This window comes from Siphonobacter sp. (genome assembly GCF_048595215.1).
GTDB lineage: Bacteria > Bacteroidota > Bacteroidia > Cytophagales > Spirosomataceae > Siphonobacter.
In genome coordinates, this window is record NZ_JBMDWJ010000216.1 from 1 (window position 1) to 16,492 (window position 16,492).

A 16,492-nucleotide genomic window follows, 5' to 3' on the forward strand; every position below is an offset into this window, starting at 1 on the left:
GGATTTTTCAACGACCACTTTAGCCTCTTCTGATCCCGTAGCGGCTAGGCCTGCCAGTTTTTTGGTAAACGAAGGAGCCAGGTATTTACTGTTTACATAGATCAATGCCGGTGGTACCAAAATGGCCAGAACTGCCAGGATCAGGTGAGGCGTATCGTACTGTTGCCGATAAAACATATCTACCAAACCCGCCAACCAGGCAGAGGGGACAGCGTAGTACCACGTTCGAATGGTATGCTCCGCTTCCATCACTTCGCCGAAACGAATCATGCGAGGCATAATCTGATAGCCCGCCGTAAATAATATCGACATGGCAATCTGGATGTAACTGATGATGTCTTTGACTCGTTCCTGACTCGAAAAACGCACCACCAGCATATAGAGTAAGGTCGTTAGAAAAACGGCAATCAGAACGGCCTGTAGACTTAATAACACAAAAACGGGTACGATTACCCATCCATATTTAATGCCTACAAATACAGTCGGCAACAAAATAATGCTTAGCGTCAGCAGGGTAATATAACCCGTTAGGTGTACCAGTCGGGCCATCCAGACGGTACGGTCGCTTACGGGTCGAGGTAATAAAATCAGATTATCCGTTGTATCGAGTAACAATTCCGAATAATCGGTAATGAGGGTAAGGGCCACCCAGGCAATGACGTAGCCCAGTACGATGGTCAGAGCCAGCAGTAATGAAGGAGCGATGAATAGGAAGGAACCGATGAGTCCACCCAACAAAGCATTGATGCCGTACACCATCAGCAGCCGCTGACTGGACTCTTTTTCCTGGTAGCGTTTGCCTAGCGAAGCGTGATTCCGGCGGTTATCCATCGTAAACTTAACTTCCACGATGTTTCGCATCATCGCATAATCCACGCCAAGCATACGGAACAGCCCCTGGAGTCGATCCAGTAACCAAAGTATAGAAGAGGTCATAAGGGATCGGGTTATTGTAAGGCCTGTAAGAATTCGGAAGCCTTGCTTTGCGTGGTATCATCGCCGGTAAGTCCCTGGAAAATACGTTCAAGCGAACCCGAATGAGCTTGGGCTTTCAATTCTTCAAAGCTGCCGTTGGCAATCACCTGCCCCTGATTAATGATGACGATGCGATCGGAAATCTTTTCGACCACGTCCATGATGTGTGAGGAGTAGAAGATCGTTTTTCCAGCCGTTTTGAGCTGAGCCAGAATTTCCTTAACCAGGATCACGGCGTTGGCATCCAGTCCGGATAAGGGTTCATCCAGAAAGATGATTTCGGGATTATGGATGAGGCCGGAGATAAGCAGTACCTTCTGCCGCATGCCCTTGGAGAAGGTACTCATGCGACTGTTGATATGGTTGGACAGGCCGACCAAATGCAGTAGATCCTCCGCTTTTCGTTGAATCACGGCGTCGCTCATGCTGTACAAGCGACCAATGAAGGTGAGGTATTCCACGGGAGTCAGTACTTCGTAGAGAGCCGCATTTTCGGGTACGTATCCAACTTGCTTCTTGATTTCCATCGCCTCCGTCCGGATGTCCTGTCCGAGCACCCGTACTTCGCCGGTAAAACTGGGAATCATCCCCAGCAGAATTTTGATGGTCGTGGATTTTCCCGCCCCGTTGGGGCCAATGTAGCCGATGATCTCTCCGGCTTGTACTTCCAGATTAATGCCTTTTAGTACGAGCTGGCCGTCGCCGTAGGAGTTTTGCAGGTTTTCAATCGAGATAACGGTGGACATAGCGTGGGTTTTGGTTAGGTATTCGTTGGTTAAGCGTTCGTTTTCTATTTCGTTTCACTTGAGGGATGAGCCTTTTATCACAGTCGATGCCTACAAACAGAATACCTTTCGTCTTCCAATCCATCAGCCCCTACGGTACTACCTTTCGCCCGCCCACTTTTTCATACCTGAACTTACATCAAACTTCAAACCCGATATATCCCTTTTTATAGCAACCGGCGTTTCCATCGTAGGGACGGTCATTCCGTAGTTCGAGCGTTTCTTTTTTCCGCTTATGGTTACCAGAACGAACACCAGCATCAGGAAAGCCAGTACTGCCAGTAATACTTTCCAGAACGATACGGGCCGTTTACCGTCAATGCTTCCTGTTTGGCCATTAATGAGAAACTGGTACGTTTTCCCATTGTACTGGTAAGCACAAATCCAGAGCGGGAGAATCAGGTGTTTGAAGGTTTGGTTAGAATACTGCGTACGCACGCTCAGGTTTCGGTACGTATCGTCGGATAACAAGTCCGCACAAGCCGATTCAATGCGTTGATCCACCTGTTCTTTCGCCACCGCAAAGCCTTCTTGCGGATCGACTTTATATACCTCCGATTCCCAACCCAGCAGTACTTTAGGCTCGTAATTAACGACCTGATCCAGCAGAAAAGGATACACGCCCTGGATGGTTTGCTGGGGTAATTGCCGCGAAGCCAGAATCAGGACATCGTCAAAAAACTGGTCGTAGGTGCCATTGTGGTACCACCAGCGGGTGCGGCGTACCTGCTGCGTTCGAACGTTTCCGTTCGGATCGCGTACGCGTTCGGTCTCGTAGTAGTAGGTACCCGCGTCTCCCTCCCATTCCGAATGCGTCTGCACATCGTAAGTCCAGAAGGGAATGTAGATGCCGTGCAGTGTATCAAGGCGGGCCAGATTTTTCAGGTCATTCGGTGCCCAGATGCTCTGACCGATCCATTTTTTAAAGGATTCCGAAGCCTGATTCCGGGAGATTCGAAACGGTACAATCCCCTGCGGCTCAAACAGCCGGGTTTTCGTAGCTTCGGGGTTAACGTTTTGCGAACCACAAAAACCGCAGCTAATCGTTGGCGTGTCGTAATTGACCACTGTTTTGGCTCCGCACCGCTGGCAGGAAAATAACCGCCGTTCCACCGTATGCTCCGTATCCGTACGGGCCCGGTTGAAGTCCAATTCTTCAATCCGATCGTTGGCCAGGGTCAGTTTTTCGGTATAGCCGCAGTGCTTGCAGGCCATGGCTTCTTTTTCGGCACTGTACTGTAACTGGGCACCGCAACTGGGGCAAGGGCAATGAAGAATATCGTCTAGTTCGCGTTCCATAGGGGAAAATGAGTGTTTCGTGCACGTTTCAGACGTTTCTAACCCGCCACTAATCCGAACACTCAACGTATTTATCTTCCCGAAAAAACGCATTTTTTCGAAATCCTTTTAACAGTCAACCTAATTTTCCCGGATTCTGTCAAGTCCTGCATCCGTTCGTATGAATGCATGGGGTATAAAAAGGCAGGATTGTGGACCTTTGAAAGCAAGAAAGCAACACTGGAAAGCGTAGCAAGCGTGCAGGATCAAAATTTTAAGTAGAAAAAAGGCTGAGATTGCTCAGGAATACTACCTTGCCAGTCAAGCTTCATAATTTTACTAACTGGAAATGCTATGTCAGAAAATAAAGGTTTAGGCCGTAAGATTTTAAACATCTTTTTTGAGGAAGCTCCCGAAGCGGCGAAAGGAACACCGGTAGCTCCGGCCACGCCTTCGCAACCCGTTCCAGCTCCAATTCCGAAATCCGTGACACCCAGTGGTACTACCGATGCTAAGTTCATCGATCACTTTGCTTCCGTACTAGAAAAGAATAATCTGCCCGGCCCCGATTATTTCGAATTTCGGGCTACGCTGAAAAATCTGACCAACCTCGGACTGAGCGAAGAACAACAATTTCAGGCGGCCTGGGCCAGTTTCAAAGCCCTCAGTGGCGGTACCGATCCTTCCGGACTGGTCACCACGGCCAATCAATACCTGAGCGTCCTGCAAAAAGATCGGGAGGCTTTTTTAAAGAGTGTCGATCTGGCGGTTACCGAAAAAGTAGGCGGCTTACAGAACGAACAAAAAACGCTGGAACAGCAAAACGAAGCCCTAGCCAAACAGATTCTCGATATTCAGAATCAGATCAACGCCAATAAGGAACGGCTAACCCGGATCAGCGGCGAAGTGGACGAGCAGAGTGGAAAACTCACGCAAAACCGGGCGAACTACGAAGCGACCTTCCAGCAATTTACCGAGCAGATTAAAAACGATACGCTAAAAATTGGTCAGTATCTAAAATCATAACCTCAAAAACGCTACACATTCATGGCTGATTTCTCACAATTGGGCGGTGGTACCGATGATGCCGCCAAAAAATCATTCTGGAGTCGTCCGGAGGGAGTCGTCGGTTTTGTTTTCCTGATTGCCCTGGCCGGATTTGGACTGGTATATTTCAACCGCGTGGTTGAGTTTCTAATCAAAGTGACGGAAAATACCTTGTACCTCGCGGCTCTACTGGCGGTGCTGGGCGTACTGATTTTTCTTTTTACCAGTAAAGACGTTCGTACGGCGGTTTTCTTCCTTTACAAAACCATGATGCGTAAAATCACGGGTCTGGTGATTCAGCTCGACCCCATTGCCATCATGAAAATCTACGTGCAGGATCTGAAAGATAAACGCCGGAAAATGCAGGGTCAGATTGATCAGCTGGCGGGACAACTGGTGAAGCTGAACCGGAAAATCAACGAAAACAACGAAGCCATCAAGCAGAAGTTTGCGGAAGCGAACAAGGCTCAAAGTCTGGCCGATAAGCCTGGGATGAAGGAGGCTGCTTCGCTGGCGACGATTGAAGGAGCGGGTTTACAGGAAATGAACGAGAAACTGCTGCCCCTGCAACGCAACATGAAAACTGTATTGGCCTTTATGGAAAAGGTCAATACAAGTGCGGATTACATCATTAAGGAAACGGAAATCAAAGTAAAGCTGAAAGAAGCTGAATACCAGATTGTCAAGGAAAGTTCGAACGCCCTACGGACGGCGGTGAGTATCTTTAAAGGGAATCCGGACAAGAAGTTTTACTTTGATGAATCCATGGAATACATTCAGGACGACATGAGCCAGAAACTCGGCGAAATGAAACGGGCTATGGACCTGTCGATGGACTTCATCAATTCGGTGGATATTCAGAACGGCGTTCTGTCCGACAAAGTTCAGGCCATGCTGGAAGCCTATAACAAAGGTGACTTCAAGCTGATCCAGTTGGACTCTCCCACCCCAAGTTCGCCCAGTAACCGACCGATTAATCCTCCCAAGGATGAAGGCTACCGGAGCCTGCTGGAATAATTTTCATTACCCATACAACCGATTCTAAATTTCAACTTATCCCTTTATTCTTATGCAACGACTCACCGTAACGGGCCGACTGCTCATTACCGCCCTTATCCTGGCTGCCATTTACTTTGGCTTTAAGTACGTAGGCGGAGTTGATTTACTCAAATCGCTTCGCAAGGAAAATACGGAGGAAACCACCAGCCGCTCCTCGAATGAAGGTTCCGAAAGTGCCTCCTCCGAAGGAGTTGACGAAGAGCGTACTTCTACGACTTCTTCCTCGGCTACGCAATCCAATAAGCCCGGTTTCGATTACGAAGCTCCGGTACCCCAGGGTGGTACACTGAAGGGCGTAGTAGAATTGGGAGCCAGCGGATTTAACTCCTTCATTATTCGGATAGACGATCAGAAAAACTGGAAACTCGAAAAAGCTGAGTTTGGCAATAGTTTAGTCATTGAAAACATGGCGACTGATGACGACGTACGGGCCGGCCTGAAAAAGTACATCGGCGGGATGCTCGACTTCGGCGTGGGTGGCCGTGATATTCACTTTGTGGTGAGTTCAGGAGCCGTCAAGGCGGACGTGACGCAACGCATCATCCGCGTATTGAAATCGCTCAATTACTTTGTGAACACCGTCTCAGCGGAACAGGAAGGTAGACTGGCCCTAAGAAGTGTGCTCCCAACGGAATTTTATGACTCCGCTTTTGTGGTAGACATTGGCTCAGGGAACACGAAAATCTCCTGGAAAGAAGGAAATAAAACATCGGCTCTGGAAAGCTACGGTTCCAAGTATTTTCAGGAAGGTAAAAGCGATAATACGGTTTACAACGAAGTGAAAGCCAAAGCCAAGCAAATACCGAGCAGCCACCGCAAAACCTGCTTTATCATTGGTGGAGTGCCGTTCGAGCTAGCGAAAGCCGTTCGCAAGGGCAAAGAACGGTATACCGTACTGGATGCTGCCGACGCTTACAAACTCGACAATGCCAAAACTCGGGCGGGTTTGAATATTTACAAAGCCATTGCGGATGGTACGGGTTGTGAAAAATTCGTATTCGACTGGGATGCCAACTTTACGATCGGCTTCCTGCTGGATTTGCCGAAGTAGTTTGAAATACGTTTGAGGTAGGTTTGATCGTTTCAAAAGGTTTGAAGAGCCTTGAGGTTTGAAGAGCCTTGAGGTTCGAAGGAACGTTTAAAATGGTTTAACTTGCTCAGGTGGCCAGGGGTTTGACTCCTGGCTATTCGTATTAAACCCCTCTGGGGTTTTAAGATGGGCTTGAAATTTACGTTACTAGTAGCCTAGTAGTTAGCCCATTACCCTTCTGAGGATCCAACTTTCAAACCTGTTCAAACGTTAAACACTATTTATTCAAACTTCTTTAAACCTGCTCAAACCCAATACCCGTTCAAACGTTAAATACTATTCAAACTTCTTTAAACCTGCTCAAACCATTCAAACCTCCTAAACCCCCTTCCACTTCCTATCCATGACGCTTCAGGATTTGTTCCGATCCGTTTCTCAGCAGCCGGGACCTTTTGCCCTGGTATTGATGTGTATTCCGTTGCTGGCCTTACTGGTCAACCTCTGGTCGGGGCGAACGCCGGAGGAGATTTTGCGGTGGAAGTATGCGTATACCGTACTGGTCTATGCGGCGGCAATTCCGGGCGTGTTTGCCTTTACGCTAAACATTTACCTCTTTCTTTTCGAACGGCAGAGCGTCTGGACGATGAACCTGATTACGCAAGTCTTACCGATGATTAGCATGGGAGCTATCCTCTGGATGATCCGGCAGAAAATTCCGTTTTCGTACATTCCTGGTTTCTGTAAACTGTCAGGATTTCTAACCCTCATTGCTGCATTGATCGGGATTCTATTTTTCCTGGATCGGCTGCATTTTTATGCCGTTACGTACGTTCCGTTTGCCTACTTGCTGATAGGCTTTGTGGGGGTACTACTCCTCATCCGCTTCGCCTGGAGTCGTTTATTTTAGCAACAAAAAAGCCCCGAAAGAGCATTCTTTCGGGGCTTTTTAATGATAGTATGAAAATGGAACCTTTACAGTTTCGCCAGTAATTCCGCTTTTTTCGCCGTGAATTCTTCTTCCGTTAGAATACCGGCGGCTTTCAGATCGCCCAGTTGTTTGAGTAAGCCCATAATGTCTTCCTTCGACTGATTCGGTTGAGCGGGCTGCGAAGCAGGAGCTACCGCTCCGGCCATCATGCCCCCCAGGTTCATCCCTACGATACTGGCCGCCGTTCCCGAGTTTTCCGCTGCTTTTTCAATCGACATCCCCGCCTGAAACTGCTGGAACCGGGCCATATCCCCGACCATATTCATCTGCGTGGTTTTGTCTAGGAAGGCCTCTACTTCGGGTGGTAGAGAGGTGTTTTCGATGTAGAACTTGACAATCTGGAGACCGTACTGATCGAAATCGTTCCCCAGTAAGGGTAGCAGCTTTTCGCCGAGTTCGGTATAGTTACGGGCCAGATCCAGTACCGAAACATTGGCTTCGGCAATGGCATCGGAGAATTTGGAGAAGATCGCTGAACGCAACTGTTCTTCAATATCGCCGACCCGTACCTGCGGATTGGTACCGGAAAATTCCTTGAGAAACTTTTTCGCTTCGTTGACCCGGAACGTATACGTACCAAAAGCCCGAATCCGTACCTGCTTGAATTCAGCATCACGAACGATGATCGGGTTGGCCGTACCCCACTTCAGGTTAGTAAACTGTTTCGTGTTCACAAAGTACACGTCCACCTTGAAGGGCGATTCGAAACCGTATTTCCAGGAACGCAGTGTCGTCAGAATGGGCATGTTGGCCGTGGTCAGCTCGTGTCGCCCGGGCTGGAACACGTCGGCAATCTGACCCTCATTCATGAAAATGGCTACCTGACTTTCGCGTACGGTCAGTTGAGCCCCATATTTGATGTCATTGCCCTTGTCGGGAAATTTCCAGATGATGGTATCCGACGTATCGTCGACCCATTCAATGACATTGATAAATTCATTTCGGATGAAATCAAAAATACCCATAGTGCACAAAAGAAGGTTTAAACTCAGTGAATCAAAGCTATTAAAAGTTGAGGCTTTCCACCAGCCTTGGAAGTGATTTCTGCGGATTTTTTAATTTCGTAAAATCCTTCCTTCATGGATTCATTTTCTTTTCTTTCTAAAACTTCATCACCGAAATACTGGCCTTTTATAAAGAATTTAATGCGAATGCAGGTTGCTGATTTTCAGTATTTTAGTTTTATCTTTTGCAATTTTCCAAGAAATAAAATAAGGTTTTCCATTGGAAGATTTGTCAATATTGTCAATCTGACACATCTTGCATTATATTTCTCTGCTAACACATGCTTCTTCTAGGAATTGACGTAGGTACCTCTTCGATTAAAGTCTCGGTTGTAGACGCCGATAGTCAGCAGGTTGTGGCTTCAGCTTCATATCCTGATCTCGAAAATCCCATCTCTACGCCCCAGCCGGGCTTTGCCGAACAGGACCCGGCCATGTGGTGGAATTGCGTCCAACAGGCGATTCTGAAAGCCAATGCCACGGGAGCTTATAACCCAAAAGACATCGGGGCCATCGGTATTGCCTATCAAATGCACGGGCTGGTTGTCGTGGATCGTAACGAACAGGTACTCCGGCCTTCTATCATTTGGTGCGATAGCCGGGCTGTTTCCTACGGAGAAGCTGCCTTTCAAAAAATAGGCTCGGAAAAAGCTCTGAGTCATTTGCTCAATTCACCCGGTAATTTTACGGCGGCCAAGCTAGCCTGGGTGAAAGCCAATGAACCGAAAATTTACGGTAGTATTTACCAGATTATGCTGCCCGGCGATTACATCGCGATGATGCTGACGGGTTCCATTACAACCTCTAACTCGGCCTTATCGGAAGGTATTTTCTGGGATTTCCAGTCGAATCAGGTTTCCGAAGATGTTCTGGATGCCTTTGGCTTTCCCAAAACGATCTTACCCGAACTGCATCCTTTGTTCTCGGTACACGGGGAAGTAAAAAGCTCCATTGCCGATTTACTGGGTCTGAAAGCAGGCATTCCGGTTACGTACAAATCAGGCGACCAACCGAACAATGCTCTTTCTCTAAACGTACTCGATCCCGGTGAATTTGCGGCGACGGCGGGGACTTCCGGCGTGGTATATGCGGTAACTGATCAGGTTAAATACGATCCTCAGAACCGGGTTAATACCTTCGCTCACGTCAACCACCAGCGGGATGACCAGACGCGACTAGGTATTCTGCTGTGCATCAACGGTACGGGAATTCTGAACCGCTGGGTACGCGATCAGTTTGGCTCCGGTCTAACCTACAGCCAGCTCAACGAACTAGCTGCTACCGTGCCAGCGGGCAGTCAGGGGGTACAGATCCTTCCTTTTGGGAATGGAGCTGAACGCGTACTGGAAAATCGTACGGTTTCCAGTACCATTTCCGGGCTGGACTTCAACTGCCACACGCGAAGTCACGTGTTCCGGGCGGCTCAGGAAGGCATTGCCTTTTCGCTTAAATACGGGATGGATATCATGGCTACCATGGGTAGCCCGGCGAAGGTAGTACGGGCGGGCAAAGCCAACATGTTCCTGAGTGATGTCTTTACGGAATCGTTCGTGAACGTTACGCAAACGCCCGTGGAACTGTACGATACTGACGGTTCTAAAGGAGCGGCTCTCGGAGCAGGCGTGGGTCTGGGTTACTTCCAGGCTCCTAAAGAAGCGTTCAGTCGTTTAACGAAAGTCGCTACGGTAGAGCCGAACGCATCGCAGGCGGATCAGTATCAGGAATTTTATGCGAACTGGCTTTCGCTGTTGAAAAAATATTTGCAGTAGCTATTGGCGAATCATTCGCCGCATTGAAACCATACACTCATTCATTACTCACTTTTTAAACGCTTTTACAATGGCCGTTTTACTAGGCGAAAAGGAATATTTCCCGGGCATCGGGGAAATCAAGTACGAAGGTCCGGAATCCATGAATCCGCTAGCCTTCCGTTGGTACGATGAAAACCGTATCGTAGCGGGAAAAACGCTGAAAGAGCATTTCAAGTTTGGTATGGCGTACTGGCATACCCTCAGTGGCGACGGTTCTGATCCCTTTGGCTCGGCTACGCACCTGCACCCCTGGGATCAGGCAGCGGACCCCATCCAACGCCTGAAAGATAAAGCGGATGCTGCTTTTGAATTTCTTACCAAACTGGGCCTGCCCTATTTCTGCTTCCACGACGTAGACGTAGCGGATTACACGCCTAATGTTGAAGAATTCGAGGCTCGCCTGCAAGCCTGGGTTGATTACGTGAAACCTAAAATGGAACAGTCAGGTGCTAAACTGCTTTGGGGTACGGCCAACCTGTTCTCACACGTTCGTTATATGAACGGTGCCGCTACTAACCCTGATTTTGCCGTATTGGCTCACGGTGGTGCTCAGGTAAAAGCGGCTATCGACGCAACGATTGCTCTGGGGGGTGAAAACTACGTATTCTGGGGTGGTCGTGAAGGATACATGACCCTGCTTAATACGGATATGAAACGCGAGCAGGAACACCTGGCTCGTTTCCTGCACGTAGCGAAAGATTATGCTCGTAGTAAAGGCTTTAAAGGAACGTTTTTCATCGAACCTAAGCCGATGGAACCCACCAAGCACCAGTACGATTACGATGCGGCTACGGTGATCGGTTTCCTGCGTCAGTACGGTCTGATGGACGATTTCAAACTGAACCTGGAAGTAAACCACGCTACGCTGGCGGGTCATACCTTCGCTCACGAATTGCAAGTGGCCGTAGATGCCGGTCTGCTGGGCAGCATTGATGCGAACCGGGGTGATTACCAAAACGGATGGGATACGGATCAATTCCCGAACGATATTTACGAACTGACGGAATCTCTGCTGGTGATTCTGGAAGGCGGCGGATTGCAGGGTGGTGGGGTGAACTTCGATGCCAAGCGTCGTCGGAACTCTACGGACCCCGCTGATCTGTTCTATGCTCACATCGGAGCCATGGACGTATTTGCCAAAGCCATGATCATCGCTGATCAAATCCTGACTTCTTCGGAGTACAAGCAGATTCGTGCGGATCGCTATGCTAGCTTCGACTCAGGCAAAGGCAAGGAATTCGAAAACGGTACACTTGGTCTGGCGGATCTGCGTGATCTGGCGATTGAACTGGGCGAACCAGAAGTTCGTTCAGGCCGCCAGGAATACCTGGAGAATCTAATCAACCGTTACATTCTGTAAGGATCGATCTTCTATACGAAAAAAGCCACCTGTAAAGGTGGCTTTTTTCGTATAGGTTAATTCATTCTACGGTTTATACTTGATCGGACTGGCGGCTTTGCTCGCGGTCCCGATTTTGATCTTGATTTTGTCCCTGGCGACGGGTCATGTCATCTTGTTGCAGGTTTTCCTGATCCATGCCTTGTTGACGGCCACCTGATTGTCCAGACTGTTGCGATTGTTGGTTGCCTTGGTTGCGATCCTGTTGCTGCTGGCCACCTTGTTGGTTGCCCTGCTGCGAGTTTGATTGATTCATCATGATTTAAATAATTGAGGTTTTGTTGCATAGTAGACGATTACTCGTCAATAGTAATTATCAAACATTCATGCCACAGCATTTTTCCATGAAAAAATATATCTTTTCATGGAAAGAAGACCTCAATCTTTCCAGTTTTTGTTCGGCACTACTCAATCTTCCTCAGGTTGTTATACAAAAAAAGAGCCCGAATCATTCGGGCTCTTTTCTATAATCGGATTATACTAGAGGAATATCACGTTCGGGGCGAGCTTGGTCGCCAGCGAGTTCGTCGTCTTCTGGATAGCGTTCTTCCAGATCCTTGTATCTCCGATCATGGGTTGCATTCGCATCGTTCAAAAAAGCCTGCGTTTTATTGGCATCTTCGCCGTAGGCAGGCTCTTCAGTAGTTTCCTCCGTATTCCGTTCAATAGTGTCGGCATCCTGTTCTGGATCATAAGGGCCACCCACTGGTTTTTCGATGGGTTGCGTAATCGTGCTATTACGACCCGCTTCGGCTGAAGAACCTTGGTTGTTTACTAAGTTTGTATCTCTAGTCGCTGAGCCCAGGCTGGTACCCGCGTGTTTTTCGTTATGGCGATTAAACATGATAGTATTGTTTAGTGGTTATGGATATGCCTGATAGGTAAAAAAAGCAGTGCCACCCCTTTTCCATCGCCGTATTTTTGTCGCATGTTATACGAATTAGTAGTTGCTCATTACCAGGAAAATCTCAACTGGCTACGGAAAGTACCGTCCGCCATTCACCGAACGCTGTATCACAAAGATTCAGCTCATACGCAGCCTGCCGGGATTCTTCTGCCTAACAAAGGCCGAGAGGCTCACACCTACCTGCATCATATCGTTGAACGGTACGATTCTCTGGCTGAAATCACGGTTTTTAGCCAGGGAAAGCCCTTTGACCACGCCTACGACTTTCACGCGACCCTCCGAAAACTGACCAGTAATTCAGAACCCATCCGACCTTTTGAATGGTTGGGACACCTGATTGATACGGACGATTGGGAGGGCCTGCGGCTCTTTCAAACCTGGAGTAAAAACGAGGATGGTCGCGGGCTGGACTTAAAAGGATTTCACCAAAAAGTATTGGGTACGGATGGCCCGGAACGGTATACCTTCGTACTGGGGGCTCAATTCATCATTCATCGGGAAATTATTCAACAAAAGCCGAAAAGTTTTTACCAGAATGCCCTCGAAGTATCCATTCATTTCCCGGATGCGGCCCATTGTTATGAGCGAAGCTGGGACAAAGTCTTTGACGTTCAGGGAATTCCCGAGGAAGTACTCCAGGGAAGGGAGACGGTTTATCTGAAGCCGATGAAAAATCAGGGAATCATTTCATGAACAAACCCCGGCAGTACTCGTGTCTACCGGGGTTTGTTTTTACTTCTTCGGAAAAGACTCCAGTACCATTTTAATAAATCCATCCAAAGCTTTCTGATCAATCCAACGGGCAACTACTACCAGCTCGTGTTCGGGATCGACGTAAATAATGTTTGTTCCGTTGCCCACGTGCGTGAACGCCGTAACTGGAGCACTGGGCAGATATTTGCCCTCCGTATTCAGAAACCAGTTCATGTAACCGTAGGTGGGCTGAGCAGTCGTGGGCGTGCGGGCCTGACTTATCCAGTTTTCCGAGAGGAGCTGCCGATCCTTCCAGCGGCCTTTGTGCAGGGTCAGTAGGCCGAAGCGAGCCATATCGTAGGCGTTGATGAACATGCCCCCACCCCAGTGACCGCCACCGCTTACGGACTGTACGGGCTGACCGTCGAGTACGATCCAGGCATTTCGGTAACCCGTCCACCGCCAGGTATTGGATGCACCAATGGGATCCATGATCTGAGTCTTGAGCACTTCAGGTAGCGGTTTACGCCATACACTCGTAGCCGCCAGAGCTAAGGCATTGACCCGAACATCATTGTATTCGTAGACACTGCCTGGTGCATGTCGTTTCCGGTTTAGCCACTCGGAGACCTGAGCGGCCGGGCGGTCGGCCCACTCGGGCTTGCCCCAGAGCGTACCTTCCCAATCGCTCGTCTGCCGAAGCAGATGGTCCCAGGTAATCGTACGGTTGTGAGGCGTATCAAAGGGCCGCAGTAATTCCGGTTGACCCAGTTCGTCCGCGGGTCGTAACAGAGGTTGTCCGTAAACTTCAATGGGAGGTACGTAAGGAGCTACGGTGTCGTGTACATTACGAATCAGTCCCTGATCGACGGCCAAACCAACGACAGTAGAAAGGAAGCTTTTCGTAACACTGTGCGTCATATCGCAACGCAGCGGCTCACCCCAGTTTCCGATCAGGTATCCTTTATGGATAATCAGTCCGGTAGGTTCCCCCCGTTCGGCAAAGGGTCCAATTGCAAACCCGTACGGTTCTTTCCCAAAGCTTTGGTAATGGGATTGTTCCATGCTACGGGGATTTTTACTTTCATTAGCCTTCGCAAACGCTATAGCTTCCTGCATTTGGGCCGCATCCAGTCCCAATTCCTGCGGCGTTCGGTGTTCCCACTGCTGAGCCGTCGGGAAATACGGAGCTTCGGAGGTTTTCTTTTTCTGGGCAAAAGCAGCCCCCATGCTTAAGCAGAGCAGAGCCAATAGAAGTCGGAACATACGCTTGTTTATATTTACGGACGAAACTACTCCTCGTCCTTTCTATTGCAGCAGGTTTAAGATTAATAATGAAAAAGCGTAGATCAATTCGTCACCTCAGAAGTTGAACTCTATTTAGATGATTCCTCCGGGAAAGAGAGTAATAAGAACCCTTCTTACGGAAGTATTGGGTAATTTTTTATTACTGCTTCACTGAAAACCCAGAAAAAAGCTCTATACTTGAGCCATAGTAAGCGTCCGCCATACGCTTCACGATTGACCGCCACTACTCGTGAGAAAAGGCATGTAGCTTTGTGCTACTTGCTCCCGATATCGTAAGGTATTGGGAGTTTTATTTCCAATACTCTCTCCTTCCTACTTTTTTACGCTGAATATTGTCTTCTGCCTCAGGTAGTAGGCTTTTTTTTGTCAGAAGTACTGCTTTGCCTAAAAGAGATTAATCTAAGTCTTTCGTTGAGAGCACTGGCCTGTAAGATTCGTTAGAAACGTTTATTCTCCCCATAAGGTACGGTCTGGCGACAAAAAATAAGGCTTCTTCTGAAGAATCAGAGGAAGCCTTACCTGAATACATATAGGTAGGTGGATAAGAAAACTCGTACTAAAACAAACACACTACTTGCTCAACAAGGTCTCTCTGGCTGAAAGTTTATGAATCATTTCAATCATTCCTGAATAATCCATTCCTGAATAATCTTAGAGAACCAAGGCTACTGCCACTAAAAGCTCTCCTTACCTGAAAAGATAGATTTCTATACAGCTCTTCTGTAATCAAGACGCAACAAATGTAACGGTTGTAAATATACGACACAAGACTTAATTCTATTAAAAATGAACCCTAATTTTTTAGGGTATTTCGTTGATAATTGGAAGGGAAAGTGTTCTTTTCAACTTCAAACCGTTAAGACTGGGCAAGCCAGTAGTAAGCAAAATCAGGTTTGTATTTTATGACCTGATCTAGACTCTGGTACAGCTTTCATAACGATAGAATCCGTTTATATTCGTCGTTGAATTCCGTCTGATACATCCTTGAACTTATATGTTTCCGCCCTTACGAACCGTCAGTAAAGCGTCCCTTTGCTCTATTCTTTTCGCCCTTTTGCTACTGGCAGATTCCTGTAGCAGAAAGCCTCTGGTTACACCCACGAACGACCGTACGCTGCCCCTGCAAGCTTATCTGGGGCTTCCTTCCCGACAGTCGGGTAATCTACCCAATGATAGTTCGGAGTACCTGCTCTACAAACCGGCGTTTGTTGTTTCTTATCTGCCTGAAAAAGGCATTGCTCGTTGGGTAAGCTGGCATCTACAAAAGAGTGATTTAGGTACTACCGATCGTCAGGATGATTTCAGACCTGACGAGGATTTACCCCGTAACTTTCCCCCGATCAAACCTACTGATTATACCAATAGTGGATTTGACCGTGGCCATTTGTGTCCATCGGGCGATCGAACGGCTACGCAAACCGCCAACTCCGCTACGTTTGTCATGTCGAACATGATTCCTCAGGCCCCTAGTTTAAACCGGGGCATCTGGAATGATTTAGAGGAGTATTGCCGGACCAAAATAAAACTAGGCTACGAGGCCTACCTCTACGCGGGTGGGTATGGAGCGGGTGGTAAAGGCTCTAACGGATCAGCCACGACGATTGCCAAAGGGAAAGTAAGCGTGCCTGGTCGCTGCTGGAAAGTGATTCTGATTATGCCGGAAGGCGAAAATGATTACGCTCGCCTGGAAAAGGAGTCGGTCGAAGTAATTGCCGTTGATATGCCCAATTCTCAGGACGTCGCCGGTACGGGTTGGCGACGCTGGCAGCTATCGGTTCGGCAACTGGAAGAACTAACGGGCCTTGATTTCTTTTCGGCCCTTCCCCGTTCCACCCAGGACCGAATTGAAAATCATACGCCAACCTTTTGAATTTAAGATTAACGTATCATTTCATTGAAATTCATTGGTATTACGCAGGTAGGGTAACTTACGCTTCGTAATACCAGTGGGCATTACCGTTTCAGTGAGAAAGCAAAAATCCCTCTTAACCACCTGACGAGCAAGTAACTAAGAGGGATGACCAGTACCCAGAGCCGGAGTCGAACCGGCATGTCCGTGAAGACAATGGTGTTTGAGACCATCGCGTCTACCGATTCCGCCATCTGGGCAACTCGCGTATTCGCGTTTGGGAGTGCAAGTATACACCTTGGAAAGGCCCTTTGGCAAGTTTTCCAGAGAAAACTTTTTGCTTTTTTTTAGAACCAGCT

14 protein-coding genes, 1 tRNA gene and 1 pseudogene are annotated in these 16,492 nt (G+C 48.2%); 8 read left to right on the top strand and 8 right to left on the bottom strand.

What is annotated here, in order from left to right:
* The 3 genes and pseudogenes from ACOJTG_RS13270 to ACOJTG_RS13280 all read right to left on the bottom strand — a co-directional run.
* A pseudogene (locus ACOJTG_RS13270) lies at nt 1-936 on the bottom strand (hypothetical protein); the annotation flags it as partial.
* A gap of 11 nt (nt 937-947) precedes the next feature.
* The gene (locus ACOJTG_RS13275; RefSeq protein ID WP_420154260.1) at nt 948-1,721 is read right to left on the bottom strand and encodes an ABC transporter ATP-binding protein; all 774 of its coding nucleotides are present in this window, start codon (nt 1,719-1,721) and stop codon (nt 948-950) included.
* A gap of 138 nt (nt 1,722-1,859) precedes the next feature.
* The gene (locus ACOJTG_RS13280) at nt 1,860-3,059 is read right to left on the bottom strand and encodes a hypothetical protein (protein WP_420154261.1); all 1,200 of its coding nucleotides are present in this window, start codon (nt 3,057-3,059) and stop codon (nt 1,860-1,862) included.
* Nucleotides 3,060-3,392: 333 nt separating this feature from the next.
* Between ACOJTG_RS13280 and ACOJTG_RS13285 the strand changes: the two genes are divergently transcribed.
* From ACOJTG_RS13285 to ACOJTG_RS13300, 4 genes are all read left to right on the top strand, one after another.
* Entirely contained in the window at nt 3,393-4,064 is a 672-nt protein-coding gene (locus ACOJTG_RS13285; RefSeq protein WP_420154262.1) for a hypothetical protein, read from the top strand.
* A 21-nt stretch (nt 4,065-4,085) separates the two neighbouring features.
* Nucleotides 4,086-5,102, top strand: a complete 1,017-nt coding sequence (locus ACOJTG_RS13290; RefSeq protein ID WP_420154263.1) for a hypothetical protein — start codon at nt 4,086-4,088, stop codon at nt 5,100-5,102.
* A gap of 52 nt (nt 5,103-5,154) precedes the next feature.
* Complete coding sequence (locus ACOJTG_RS13295) at nt 5,155-6,195, top strand: hypothetical protein (protein WP_420154264.1); 1,041 nt, start codon at nt 5,155-5,157, stop codon at nt 6,193-6,195.
* 382 nt (nt 6,196-6,577) lie between these two features.
* Complete coding sequence (locus ACOJTG_RS13300; protein ID WP_420154265.1) at nt 6,578-7,081, top strand: hypothetical protein; 504 nt, start codon at nt 6,578-6,580, stop codon at nt 7,079-7,081.
* Nucleotides 7,082-7,146: 65 nt separating this feature from the next.
* Here the strand turns inward: ACOJTG_RS13300 and ACOJTG_RS13305 are convergent, their stop codons facing one another.
* A complete protein-coding gene (locus tag ACOJTG_RS13305) occupies nt 7,147-8,127 on the bottom strand; it encodes an SPFH domain-containing protein (protein ID WP_420154266.1) in 981 nt (326 codons plus the stop codon).
* 320 nt (nt 8,128-8,447) lie between these two features.
* On the opposite strand from ACOJTG_RS13305, the gene ACOJTG_RS13310 reads away from it, so the two are divergent.
* Both ACOJTG_RS13310 and xylA read left to right on the top strand, forming a co-directional pair.
* Nucleotides 8,448-9,935 carry a xylulokinase gene (locus ACOJTG_RS13310; RefSeq protein ID WP_420154267.1) on the top strand — a complete coding sequence of 496 codons (1,488 nt, stop codon included), beginning with the start codon at nt 8,448-8,450 and terminating at the stop codon, nt 9,933-9,935.
* 70 nt (nt 9,936-10,005) lie between these two features.
* A complete protein-coding gene (gene xylA, locus ACOJTG_RS13315) occupies nt 10,006-11,337 on the top strand; it encodes a xylose isomerase (RefSeq protein ID WP_420154268.1) in 1,332 nt (443 codons plus the stop codon).
* A gap of 73 nt (nt 11,338-11,410) precedes the next feature.
* Here the strand turns inward: xylA and ACOJTG_RS13320 are convergent, their stop codons facing one another.
* Nucleotides 11,411-11,635, bottom strand: coding sequence for a hypothetical protein (locus ACOJTG_RS13320; protein WP_094812976.1), 225 nt, complete (start codon nt 11,633-11,635; stop codon nt 11,411-11,413).
* A 216-nt stretch (nt 11,636-11,851) separates the two neighbouring features.
* Nucleotides 11,852-12,220, bottom strand: coding sequence for a hypothetical protein (locus ACOJTG_RS13325; protein WP_102202293.1), 369 nt, complete (start codon nt 12,218-12,220; stop codon nt 11,852-11,854).
* 84 nt (nt 12,221-12,304) lie between these two features.
* Between ACOJTG_RS13325 and ACOJTG_RS13330 the strand changes: the two genes are divergently transcribed.
* Complete coding sequence (locus ACOJTG_RS13330; RefSeq protein ID WP_420154269.1) at nt 12,305-12,976, top strand: DUF3431 domain-containing protein; 672 nt, start codon at nt 12,305-12,307, stop codon at nt 12,974-12,976.
* A 39-nt stretch (nt 12,977-13,015) separates the two neighbouring features.
* On the opposite strand, the gene ACOJTG_RS13335 is transcribed toward ACOJTG_RS13330, so the two are convergent.
* Nucleotides 13,016-14,242 (bottom strand): serine hydrolase domain-containing protein, encoded by a 1,227-nt coding sequence (locus ACOJTG_RS13335; RefSeq protein ID WP_420154270.1) that lies wholly within the window; start codon nt 14,240-14,242, stop codon nt 13,016-13,018.
* Nucleotides 14,243-15,278: 1,036 nt separating this feature from the next.
* Here ACOJTG_RS13335 and ACOJTG_RS13340 point away from each other — a divergent pair.
* Nucleotides 15,279-16,154 (top strand): DNA/RNA non-specific endonuclease, encoded by an 876-nt coding sequence (locus tag ACOJTG_RS13340; RefSeq protein WP_420154271.1) that lies wholly within the window; start codon nt 15,279-15,281, stop codon nt 16,152-16,154.
* A gap of 155 nt (nt 16,155-16,309) precedes the next feature.
* Here the strand turns inward: ACOJTG_RS13340 and ACOJTG_RS13345 are convergent.
* Nucleotides 16,310-16,393: transfer RNA gene (locus ACOJTG_RS13345), tRNA-Leu, on the bottom strand.
* Nucleotides 16,394-16,492 lie beyond the last annotated feature (99 nt).

Coding starts and splice junctions, on each gene's coding strand:
- ACOJTG_RS13305 (WP_420154266.1), bottom strand. CDS start 8,127: ATGGGTATTTTTGATTTCATCCGAAATGAATTTATCAATGTCATTGAA.
- ACOJTG_RS13300 (WP_420154265.1), top strand. CDS start 6,578: ATGACGCTTCAGGATTTGTTCCGATCCGTTTCTCAGCAGCCGGGACCT.
- ACOJTG_RS13340 (WP_420154271.1), top strand. CDS start 15,279: ATGTTTCCGCCCTTACGAACCGTCAGTAAAGCGTCCCTTTGCTCTATT.
- ACOJTG_RS13295 (WP_420154264.1), top strand. CDS start 5,155: ATGCAACGACTCACCGTAACGGGCCGACTGCTCATTACCGCCCTTATC.
- ACOJTG_RS13275 (WP_420154260.1), bottom strand. CDS start 1,721: ATGTCCACCGTTATCTCGATTGAAAACCTGCAAAACTCCTACGGCGAC.
- ACOJTG_RS13330 (WP_420154269.1), top strand. CDS start 12,305: ATGTTATACGAATTAGTAGTTGCTCATTACCAGGAAAATCTCAACTGG.
- ACOJTG_RS13320 (WP_094812976.1), bottom strand. CDS start 11,635: ATGATGAATCAATCAAACTCGCAGCAGGGCAACCAACAAGGTGGCCAG.
- ACOJTG_RS13285 (WP_420154262.1), top strand. CDS start 3,393: ATGTCAGAAAATAAAGGTTTAGGCCGTAAGATTTTAAACATCTTTTTT.
- ACOJTG_RS13335 (WP_420154270.1), bottom strand. CDS start 14,242: ATGTTCCGACTTCTATTGGCTCTGCTCTGCTTAAGCATGGGGGCTGCT.
- ACOJTG_RS13290 (WP_420154263.1), top strand. CDS start 4,086: ATGGCTGATTTCTCACAATTGGGCGGTGGTACCGATGATGCCGCCAAA.
- ACOJTG_RS13310 (WP_420154267.1), top strand. CDS start 8,448: ATGCTTCTTCTAGGAATTGACGTAGGTACCTCTTCGATTAAAGTCTCG.
- xylA (WP_420154268.1), top strand. CDS start 10,006: ATGGCCGTTTTACTAGGCGAAAAGGAATATTTCCCGGGCATCGGGGAA.
- ACOJTG_RS13325 (WP_102202293.1), bottom strand. CDS start 12,220: ATGTTTAATCGCCATAACGAAAAACACGCGGGTACCAGCCTGGGCTCA.
- ACOJTG_RS13280 (WP_420154261.1), bottom strand. CDS start 3,059: ATGGAACGCGAACTAGACGATATTCTTCATTGCCCTTGCCCCAGTTGC.